This is a genomic window from Klebsiella sp., from assembly GCF_027492335.1.
In the GTDB taxonomy this organism is placed as follows: domain Bacteria; phylum Pseudomonadota; class Gammaproteobacteria; order Enterobacterales; family Enterobacteriaceae; genus Klebsiella; species Klebsiella huaxiensis.
In genome coordinates this window covers 100638-109239 of the sequence record NZ_JAPUEW010000008.1, presented here as the reverse complement: position 1 = coordinate 109239, position 8602 = coordinate 100638, and the positions used below count along the sequence as shown (strand labels likewise).

The 8602-nt window shown below is 51.9% G+C and carries 12 protein-coding genes and 1 other RNA gene; 5 read left to right on the top strand and 8 right to left on the bottom strand.

Annotation, left to right across the window (positions count from 1 at the left end):
* A partial coding sequence (locus QVF11_RS02545) for a nickel/cobalt efflux transporter (RefSeq protein WP_287855151.1) occupies positions 1-499 on the top strand: 499 nt, incomplete at its 5' end.
* A gap of 46 nt (positions 500-545) precedes the next feature.
* Here the strand turns inward: QVF11_RS02545 and QVF11_RS02540 are convergent.
* Positions 546-899: a DUF1428 domain-containing protein gene (locus QVF11_RS02540; protein WP_112214156.1), complete on the bottom strand. Its 354-nt coding sequence runs from the start codon at positions 897-899 to the stop codon at positions 546-548.
* A gap of 92 nt (positions 900-991) precedes the next feature.
* Complete coding sequence (gene yczE / locus QVF11_RS02535; RefSeq protein ID WP_112214155.1) at positions 992-1606, bottom strand: membrane protein YczE; 615 nt, start codon at positions 1604-1606, stop codon at positions 992-994.
* Between the two features lie 87 nt (positions 1607-1693).
* On the opposite strand from yczE, the gene yczR reads away from it, so the two are divergent.
* Positions 1694-3121, top strand: coding sequence for a MocR-like transcription factor YczR (gene yczR, locus QVF11_RS02530; protein ID WP_287855150.1), 1428 nt, complete (start codon positions 1694-1696; stop codon positions 3119-3121).
* Positions 3122-3254: 133 nt separating this feature from the next.
* Here yczR and QVF11_RS02525 read toward each other — a convergent pair whose 3' ends face one another.
* The 3 genes from QVF11_RS02525 to ffs form a co-directional block, all read right to left on the bottom strand.
* Positions 3255-3470, bottom strand: coding sequence for a hypothetical protein (locus QVF11_RS02525; RefSeq protein WP_110273724.1), 216 nt, complete (start codon positions 3468-3470; stop codon positions 3255-3257).
* Complete coding sequence (locus QVF11_RS02520; RefSeq protein ID WP_112214153.1) at positions 3467-3724, bottom strand: hypothetical protein; 258 nt, start codon at positions 3722-3724, stop codon at positions 3467-3469. Before QVF11_RS02520 ends, QVF11_RS02525 begins: the two co-directional genes overlap by 4 nt.
* Positions 3725-4042: 318 nt before the next feature.
* An RNA gene (gene ffs, locus QVF11_RS02515) (signal recognition particle sRNA small type) lies at positions 4043-4139 on the bottom strand.
* 264 nt (positions 4140-4403) lie between these two features.
* Here ffs and QVF11_RS02510 point away from each other — a divergent pair.
* Both QVF11_RS02510 and QVF11_RS02505 read left to right on the top strand, forming a co-directional pair.
* Positions 4404-4811, top strand: a complete 408-nt coding sequence (locus QVF11_RS02510) for a dTDP-glucose pyrophosphorylase (RefSeq protein ID WP_287855149.1) — start codon at positions 4404-4406, stop codon at positions 4809-4811.
* Positions 4812-4876: 65 nt separating this feature from the next.
* Positions 4877-5188: an MGMT family protein gene (locus QVF11_RS02505; protein ID WP_025107157.1), complete on the top strand. Its 312-nt coding sequence runs from the start codon at positions 4877-4879 to the stop codon at positions 5186-5188.
* Between the two features lie 36 nt (positions 5189-5224).
* On the opposite strand, the gene QVF11_RS02500 is transcribed toward QVF11_RS02505, so the two are convergent.
* Entirely contained in the window at positions 5225-5734 is a 510-nt protein-coding gene (locus tag QVF11_RS02500; protein ID WP_112214152.1) for a YbaY family lipoprotein, read from the bottom strand.
* 220 nt (positions 5735-5954) lie between these two features.
* Between QVF11_RS02500 and tesB the strand changes: the two genes are divergently transcribed.
* A complete protein-coding gene (tesB, locus tag QVF11_RS02495; RefSeq protein WP_112214151.1) occupies positions 5955-6818 on the top strand; it encodes an acyl-CoA thioesterase II in 864 nt (287 codons plus the stop codon).
* Between the two features lie 56 nt (positions 6819-6874).
* Here tesB and amtB read toward each other — a convergent pair whose 3' ends face one another.
* Together amtB and glnK are read right to left on the bottom strand one after the other, a co-directional pair.
* Positions 6875-8161, bottom strand: coding sequence for an ammonium transporter AmtB (gene amtB / locus QVF11_RS02490; protein WP_167492815.1), 1287 nt, complete (start codon positions 8159-8161; stop codon positions 6875-6877).
* Between the two features lie 33 nt (positions 8162-8194).
* Positions 8195-8533, bottom strand: a complete 339-nt coding sequence (glnK, locus tag QVF11_RS02485) for a P-II family nitrogen regulator (protein ID WP_004099573.1) — start codon at positions 8531-8533, stop codon at positions 8195-8197.
* Positions 8534-8602: the final 69 nt, after the last annotated feature.

Here is an 8602-nt window from a genome sequence, read left to right as displayed (position 1 = left end):
ACATGAACATGAACATGAACATGAACATGAACATGAACATGAACATGAACATGAACATGATCACCCCCACCCGCACGAACACAAGACTCATATTCATCAACATCCGCTGGTCGCCGCCGATAACTGGCAGGACGCCCACCAGCGAGCGCACGCGGAAGAGATCAATCGTCGCTTTAACGGGCAACAGGTCACCACCGGACAGATCGTATTGTTTGGGCTAACGGGCGGATTAATCCCCTGTCCGGCATCAATTACCGTATTGCTCATTTGCCTGCAGTTGAAAAAATTCTCGCTGGGGGCGACGCTGGTATTGGGGTTTAGCGTGGGGCTGGCACTTACCTTAGTCGCCTCTGGCGCGATTGCGGCTTTAAGCGTGAAACACGTCGCCAACCGCTGGCCGGGGCTGAACAATCTGTCGCGAAAAGCACCGTGGATTTCCGGCACGCTGATTATCGTGGTGGGTTTCTATATGATGGTGCATGGCTGGAGTAGCTTGTAACGAAGCTATTGCCATCCCCACTGACTGCGGGGATGGCAGAGATGAATTACTCATCCAGTAGCGGTACGAAACCGCCGAAAATCATTCGGTTACCGTCAAATGGCATATTATCGCCGAACTCTTTCATCCGCGGATCGGCCATCATTTTGGCGTTGGCGGCATCCCTGGCTTCTTTCGAAGCATATTCAATCCAGCTGAACACCACCTCTTCATCATTTTCAGCTTTCACTGCCATACGGAAGTCAGTCAACTTTCCATCGGGGACATCGTCGGCCCAACACTCCACTACGCGCAGCGCGCCAAACTCTTTAAAGAGTGGCGCGGCCTTTGCTGCCATTTCGCGGTATGCCTCCTTATTTTCCGCCGGTACGGCAACAACAAAACCATCAACGTACTTCATGAGTTAATTCTCCGAAGTGAACAGCACAACCGGAGAACCCGGCTGTATCTGAATTGATAAGTTTAGTCTCTGCACTTGATGACGGCTTAAAATCAGGAAATAACCTCACTGCGTTTTGCCGATCCTTTGCGCGCAATTGGCTGGCGAAACCACGGCAAGCACAGCTGAATCAGTGGCCCGATCGTTAATGCATAAAGTACGGTACCCACGCCAAATTTACCGCCTAACAGCCAGCCAATCAGCAGAACAGAAACTTCAATCGCCGTACGAATGCCGCGCAACGACCACCCCGTACGTGCATGTAGACCAGTCATCAGACCATCGCGAGGACCCGGGCCGAAACCGGCACCAATATACATACCAGTTGCCAGTGCATTCAGCACGATAGCTCCCACCAGCAGGAGACTGCTCGATACGAGCGATTCTATTGGCGGCAATAACGCCAGAGTGGCATTTGCTGCCAGCCCTAACACAACCACATTACTCACTGTACCCAGACCCGGCATTTGCCGTAGCGGGATCCACAACAGTAGCACCGCCGCACCTGTCAGGATCATCACCGTACCGAAATCCAGACTGAATTGTTTGCCAATCCCCAGATGAAAAACATCCCACGGATCGGCCCCGAGATTGGCATGAACAAATAGCGCGGTCGATACTCCGTACAGGACCAGACCGATGTAAAGTTGCAGTAAGCGACGTACCATTTTTCACCTCAGAGTCATTGCGATTTCCGCAATCATCAGTAAAAATGGATTGATAATTAATGGCCAGTTTTTAAAAAGTGGATTGCTATGTCATCTCGTCGCTTTGGTTCACAATCGCTGGTCCGATTGCTCGGTAACTGGCAAGAATCCGCCTCCCGCACGCCGCTCTGGCGTCAGTTAGCTGAAGCGCTACGCCTGCTAATCCTTGATGGTCGCCTGGCATTGGAAACCAGGCTACCCGGCGAACGTGAACTGGCGGCCGCTCTGAATATCAGCCGCACTACGGTTGCCAGCGCGCTCGGGCAACTGCGAGAGGAGGGCTATCTCTACAGTCGCCAGGGCAGCGGATCGCGGATCGCTCTGCCGGAACGCCCCGTAAATATGACAGCCAAAACGCCGGACCCATTATCAGTCAATCTGGCCGTTGCTGCGCTCAGCGCTGGACCTGAGATCCACCAAGCCTACAGTCAGGCTCTCAAGATCATGCCTCAGCATTTATCCAATACCGGTTACGATCAGCAAGGCCTACCGCTTCTTCGCGAAGCGATCGCCCACCGCTATAGCGAGCGCGGCTTGCCGACGCGCAGTGATGAAGTGATGATCGTCAATGGAGCGCTAAGCGGATTTGCCCTGGTGCTGCGTTTATTAACCGGGCCAGGCGATCGCGTGGTGGTAGATGCGCCGACCTACCCCATGGCGATCAGCGCAATTCAGGGAGCATCGTGCCGCCCGGTTGGCGTCGCGTTACCAGCGCAGGGATGGGATTGCGACGGTCTGGCAGCGACGATCGCGCAAACGGCCCCACGACTGGCCTGGCTGATGCCCGACTTTCATAACCCCACTGGTCGTTGTATGGATAGCGCCACGCGTCAGCGGATTGCCGATATCGCAGCGCAAACCCGCACCACTCTGGTGGTCGATGAGACGATGGTCGATTTATGGTACGACGCCCCGCCACCGCCTCCACTAGCGACGTTTAATCCAGACGCGCCGGTAATCACTATCGGCTCGGCGGGAAAAAGTTTTTGGGGAGGATTGCGCATAGGCTGGATCCGTTCGTCTTCGCGAACCATTGCATCACTGGTCCAGGCACGCGACTCCCTCGATCTGGGTTCTCCGCTGGTGGAACAATTGGCCTGCTGCTGGTTACTGGAAAATGAAAAAACGCTGTTACCATCACGCCGGACGATGCTGGCCGCCCGCAGGGACATGTGCGGCGAACTGATGGCTGAGTTTTTCCCGCATTGGCGTTTTACGTTACCCGAGGGGGGGCTCTCTTTTTGGGTGGAATTACCAGGAATGCTGGCGACACTGTTTTCGGTACGGGCAGAAAGTCGCGGGATTCATATCGGAACAGGAACGCGTTTCGGTCTGGCAGGCGCATTTGACCGTTATTTACGTTTGCCCTTCACGCTGTCTGATGAGGAACTACGCAACGCTTTCAATACGCTACAGCCGCTATGGCATAGCCTTACGGAACAGAAAGATAATTTTCGTCTGCGGAAAATCATATAATAAAATATCGACGGGCTGGAGCCAGCCCGTCAAAAACCATCGTCCATGATGCATATGAGATGTTTTTATAAAATTGCCATTCAATCTTGTCATTACGACATGTCAGTCCGATGACAAAAATGAAATAATTTCATTAATGCTGGCGCGGAATCGCAAAACCTTTTAGCGATATAATAAAACCATCTTCATCTTTTTTAATTTTTGCACCGGTATCACACCAATCGGATGCAATGCGAAAAAACTCATCGCTACCAATATTCCAGTTCAGACGTACATGCTTAACGTAGCCGGATCGTAGCATGTCGCACGCTTCACTATAGTTGCTGGCTGTAGAGAGTTGTTGTTTCATTTTCTCTTCTTCAGAATTTTACGTAATGCTTTGATTTCTTTAGGGGTTAATGGAGACGTTTCCTCTTCGGTATGCTGGCTGTCGATATCTTCTTCCGAAACCCCCGCCTCGTCTGCTGAATCCACTACCTGAAAAGCTAGCAACAGCAGTTTCTCTGTTGCTGTCCCTAAATTCTCGTTATTTTCTTCCGCATACTGACGCAGTTTTTCTTTTAACTCGCCATCAATTTTTACGTTCAGAACCACTGTGGTCATAATCACGCTTCCCGTGAAATAAAATTATCATATAATTAATACACGAAGTTAACATGCTGATCCAGAGATATATTTCCAGCTTATATCTAACAACATTTTCCCATAACTAATTTGCACGCTATATATGACATAAAAATGACAGTAATGTTTCAATTAAATTTCAACTTTATGACAAAATGTTTTTTTGGCATAAGAACCAGGCATTTTAGGAACAAAATAAAATACACAAAATAAATGTGGATATTAAATATTGAGAGAGAAGAAAGTCACAATTTTATTGTGGGATAGAAAATTTTGAGACCCAGAAATGGGTGGGGGCCCTGCCAGCTACATCCCGGCACACACGTCGTCTGCTCTGGCTGCTTCCTTCCGGATCTGACCTGGTAAACAGAGTAGCGTTGCGGGAGAACCAACAGAGCCCCCATTGAGAGCGCTAGTTACCTAACGCGCTGGCGCATTATCCCTGCTGAGCCAGTGAATTGCAAGCTACCGCCGATCGGCTGCTGATTTATTGCGCAAAGCCAGCAAATGAGTATCACAGGATACTTATCGATACATTTCAGCGGGGTGAAATCAAGAGATTGCGAGCGTACTCTCAGCACCATTTGCCATCATCATCCATAATGGTAAAGATATTATGTATCCTTTTTAATCAATATGTTATCTCAATGGTACCTGAATGAGTGAATTACCGCGTTTAATCACCACCCTGGCGATGCCCCCTATCGACGAAGTCACCGTTCCTTTCCACGGTTTAAACTTCCTGCGCCCGGAACTGATGCTGGATTTCATCACGATTAGCGATGCCCAACTGCTGGCGGTGACGCCGGTTGCGCTGCTTTACTCCAGCGTCGGCGTGCTCCAGCACGTTGAACTGCGCAAGTTGCCCATCGAAGTTAGCGGCCGCGTGGTGTACCCGATATCAACGCTTAAGCTCCCGGCGATGCGGGCTAAACTTATCATTAACGTTCAGTCCAAACGCCTGAAGTTTCTTGAAAGCCTGCTGAGCAATACCCCGGACGAAAATATCCATGGTATGCAGATCCTTGGCCTGGCACTGGAATTTACCGTTGCAAAATCGGCTTGAGTCGTCATCTGTACAGTCTGTCGTCCAACGCTTATCCTGAACGTTTTCCGGCAACAGGACGTACCATGGATTCTCACGATACCTTTCCACAACGGGTCTGGCAGATTGTCGCCTCTATACCGGAAGGTTACGTTGCCACCTATGGCGACATTGCCCATCTGGCAGGCTCGCCACGCGCTGCACGCCAGGTCGGGGGAGTGTTAAAGCGTCTACCGGAAGGCTCTACTCTCCCGTGGCATCGGGTGGTCAACCGCCACGGTGACATCTCTTTAACCGGTCCCGATCTGCAACGTCAACGACAGGCGCTATTGGCGGAAGGCGTGCAGGTTTCCGGTAGCGGTCATATTGACCTGCAGCACTACCGTTGGATTTATTAGAGGCAAAAAAGGCCCCTGAACAGGGGCGCTGATGATTTATTGTGCGGCTGGCGCAGCGTTGGCTACCGGAACAGCCGTTTGCTGGACCGGCACCAGTAACAGATCGGCGCGATTGCCGCCCTGGTTAATCACCGTTTGCACGGTATCAGTGATAAACATCAACTGGCCATTCACGGTAATTGCTGAACTTAACAAAATGCGTGCATTAGGCTTAATGTCCGCCTGATTGTAAGGCAGCACAAAGTTAAACGGCGCCTGCTTCCCTTCCGTTCTTACCGCTTTTTGCGATAACACGTGCGCCGGCGCATCGGCCAGAGACGCATCTGACAAAGTGACGGTCAATATTGCGTCCGGTGGTAATGCCACACGCTGTCGAATGTTAATGGTCCCGGAAACGTTAGGCTGCTGCTGCGAGGAGCTCAGTGAGGCAATGCCATAAGGATCGGGCGCTGCCGTTTGATTTGCTGCATTGCCGTTGTGATTATTCGCACAGGCGGTCAACGTAGCCGCTACGGCTAAGGCACTTAACATATAGGCAAATTTCATTATGTTCTCCTTTTCATCCCTACTGTAACAGGAGTACATCCTGCCAGAATCAGGGACAGGACATTAGTATCGTGAATAAGTGTGGCACAGATCTCAGATCTCTTCCTGGAAAGGAGCCCATATTCAGATTATTGCACCCATCGGACCACTTGCGATTCCAGGTTATACTTTGCCTCAATTACGCGCTGCACAAGGCAGTTATCATCGATTGAGGGTCACTATGAGTCAGGCACTATCCAATCTGCTGGCATTGTTAAATCTGGAAAAAATTGAAGAAGGGCTATTCCGTGGGCAGAGCGAAGATCTGGGATTACGCCAGGTTTTTGGTGGCCAGGTGGTTGGCCAGGCATTGTATGCGGCAAAAGAGACGGTCCCCACTGAACGCCTGATTCACTCATTTCATAGCTATTTTCTGCGGCCCGGCGATAGCCAGAAACCGATAATCTATGACGTGGAGGTCCTGCGTGATGGCAATAGCTTCAGCGCCCGGCGAGTCGCGGCCATTCAGAATGGTAAGCCGATTTTCTACATGACGGCTTCTTTCCAGGCCCCGGAATCCGGCTACGAACATCAGAAACCGATGCCGTCAGCTCCTGCGCCGGACGAACTCCCTTCTGAAACAGATATTGCCCGCAAGCTGGCCCATTTACTGCCGCCGCAGGTTAAAGATAAGTTTCTCTGTGATAAACCGCTGGAGATTCGTCCGGTTGAATTCCATAACCCGCTGAAAGGCCACGTTGCACAACCAACGCGTCAGGTGTGGATCCGCGCTAACGGCGCAGTACCGGAGGATCTCCGTATTCATCAGTATTTACTGGGCTATGCTTCAGACTTCAACTTCCTGCCAGTAGCACTGCAGCCGCACGGCGTGGGATTTCTTGAGCCGGGAATGCAGGTTGCTACTATCGATCATTCAATGTGGTTCCATCGTCCGTTCAATATTAACGAATGGTTGCTTTATAGCGTTGAAAGCACATCGGCCTCCAGCGCTCGCGGTTTTGTACGCGGAGAGTTCTATACCCAGGACGGCACTCTGGTGGCTTCGACGGTACAGGAAGGAGTCATGCGCAACCGCAACGCGTAAAAAAACAGAGCCTCCGCTAAGGGAGGCTCTGTTGCTTCAGGAGATAACGCAATTTATCAGGCGTTGTAGGCGTTCTCGCCGTGGCTGTTCACATCCAGACCTTCGCGTTCCTGATCTTCCGGTACGCGCAGGCCAACGGTCATATCAGCAACTTTGTAGCCAATGAACGCGACGATGCCGGACCAGACGATGGTGATGGCGATACTTTCCAGCTGTACCAGAACCTGATGGCCCATGGTAACTCCTTCTGCGTAACCGACGCCGCCCAGAGAGGTTGCAGCAAAGATGCCAGTCAGGATACAGCCGACGATACCGCAGACACCGTGCACGCCGAACACATCGCACGGGTCATCAACACGCAACCAGCGTTTCAGTACGGTGACGCCCCACAGGCCCGCCAGGCCCGCCGCGATACCGACAATCAGAGAACCACCGACACCGATATAGCCACATGCTGGTGTAACCCCGACCAGACCCGCAATCGCCCCGGAACATGCGCCCAGCAGAGATGGTTTACCGCGGGTAACCCATTCACCGAAGGTCCACGCCAGGATAGCCGCCGCAGTCGCAACCACGGTGTTGACGAAAGCCAGGCCCGCAATTTCGTTCGCCGCGCCAGCAGAACCGGCGTTGAAGCCAAACCAACCAACGTAGAGGATCGCGGTACCGGTGAAGACCATCGGCAGGTTATGCGGCTTGAACGCTTCTTTGCCGAAGCCAACACGTTTGCCCATCATGTAAGCACCCACCAACCCGGCGACGGCGGCGTTGATATGTACAACGGTACCACCCGCGAAGTCCAGCGCACCGTGCGTTGCCAGCAGACCACCGCCCCAGACCATATGCGCAATCGGCACATAGGAGAGCGTCATCCACACCACTACGAAAATCAATACCGCAGAGAAACGGATCCGTTCCGCCAGCGCGCCAACAATCAGGCCGACGGTGATACAGGCAAAAGAGCCCTGGAAAGCAACGTGAATATATTGATAGAAGCTGCCCATCAGCGCTTTGAGTTCAATATTCTTCAGCATGACCCAGTCAAAGCTGCCGAAGAAGCTGCCGCCAGTGCCGAAAGCTAATGTATATCCGTAAACCACCCACAGCACACAGACCAGCGCAAAAGTCACAATAACCTGAGTCAGCATGGAGAGAACGTTTTTACCGCGGATCAGGCCGCCGTAGAACAGCGCGATGCCCGGAATGGTCATAAACAGCACCAGTGCGGTGCAAATCATCATAAAGGCGTTGTCGGCTTTATCTGCCACTGCCGGAGCGGCCATTGCCAACCCCGGAAGAAGCGCCAGCGCTCCCAGACCTGTTTTCATTGTTGCTATCTTCATTGTTTCGTTCCCCATCACTGTGTGGTCTGAAAGTTACAGTGCCGCTTCGTCAGATTCGCCGGTACGGATGCGAATGACGCGCTGCAACTCGGCGACAAAGATTTTGCCGTCGCCAATTTTTCCGGTATAAGCCGCTTTACTAATGACATCGACGACTTCATCGAGCTGATCGTCGGCAATGGCCACGTCAATCTTCACCTTCGGTAAAAAATTGACGCTGTATTCAGCGCCGCGATAAAGTTCCGCATGGCCTTTCTGACGGCCGAACCCTTTTACTTCAGTGACCGTCAGGCCCTGAATTCCCATCGAAGATAATGCTTCACGCACATCTTCCAGTTTGAATGGTTTGATTACCACGGTAACCAGCTTCATAAGTCCCCTCCAGTCAGAATTCGGTAATGGCCACAGCTAACACATAGGGAATAAAGCAAGGGCTATGCC

Bases quoted from the DNA above. Each gene is read 5' to 3' on its own strand.
- yczE (WP_112214155.1), bottom strand. From the start codon at position 1,606: ATGGTACGTCGCTTACTGCAACTTTACATCGGTCTGGTCCTGTACGGA.
- QVF11_RS02540 (WP_112214156.1), bottom strand. From the start codon at position 899: ATGAAGTACGTTGATGGTTTTGTTGTTGCCGTACCGGCGGAAAATAAG.
- tesB (WP_112214151.1), top strand. From the start codon at position 5,955: ATGAGTCAGGCACTATCCAATCTGCTGGCATTGTTAAATCTGGAAAAA.
- QVF11_RS02500 (WP_112214152.1), bottom strand. From the start codon at position 5,734: ATGAAATTTGCCTATATGTTAAGTGCCTTAGCCGTAGCGGCTACGTTG.
- yczR (WP_287855150.1), top strand. From the start codon at position 1,694: ATGTCATCTCGTCGCTTTGGTTCACAATCGCTGGTCCGATTGCTCGGT.
- glnK (WP_004099573.1), bottom strand. From the start codon at position 8,533: ATGAAGCTGGTTACCGTGGTAATCAAACCATTCAAACTGGAAGATGTG.
- QVF11_RS02525 (WP_110273724.1), bottom strand. From the start codon at position 3,470: ATGAAACAACAACTCTCTACAGCCAGCAACTATAGTGAAGCGTGCGAC.
- QVF11_RS02520 (WP_112214153.1), bottom strand. From the start codon at position 3,724: ATGACCACAGTGGTTCTGAACGTAAAAATTGATGGCGAGTTAAAAGAA.
- QVF11_RS02510 (WP_287855149.1), top strand. From the start codon at position 4,404: ATGAGTGAATTACCGCGTTTAATCACCACCCTGGCGATGCCCCCTATC.
- amtB (WP_167492815.1), bottom strand. From the start codon at position 8,161: ATGAAGATAGCAACAATGAAAACAGGTCTGGGAGCGCTGGCGCTTCTT.
- QVF11_RS02505 (WP_025107157.1), top strand. From the start codon at position 4,877: ATGGATTCTCACGATACCTTTCCACAACGGGTCTGGCAGATTGTCGCC.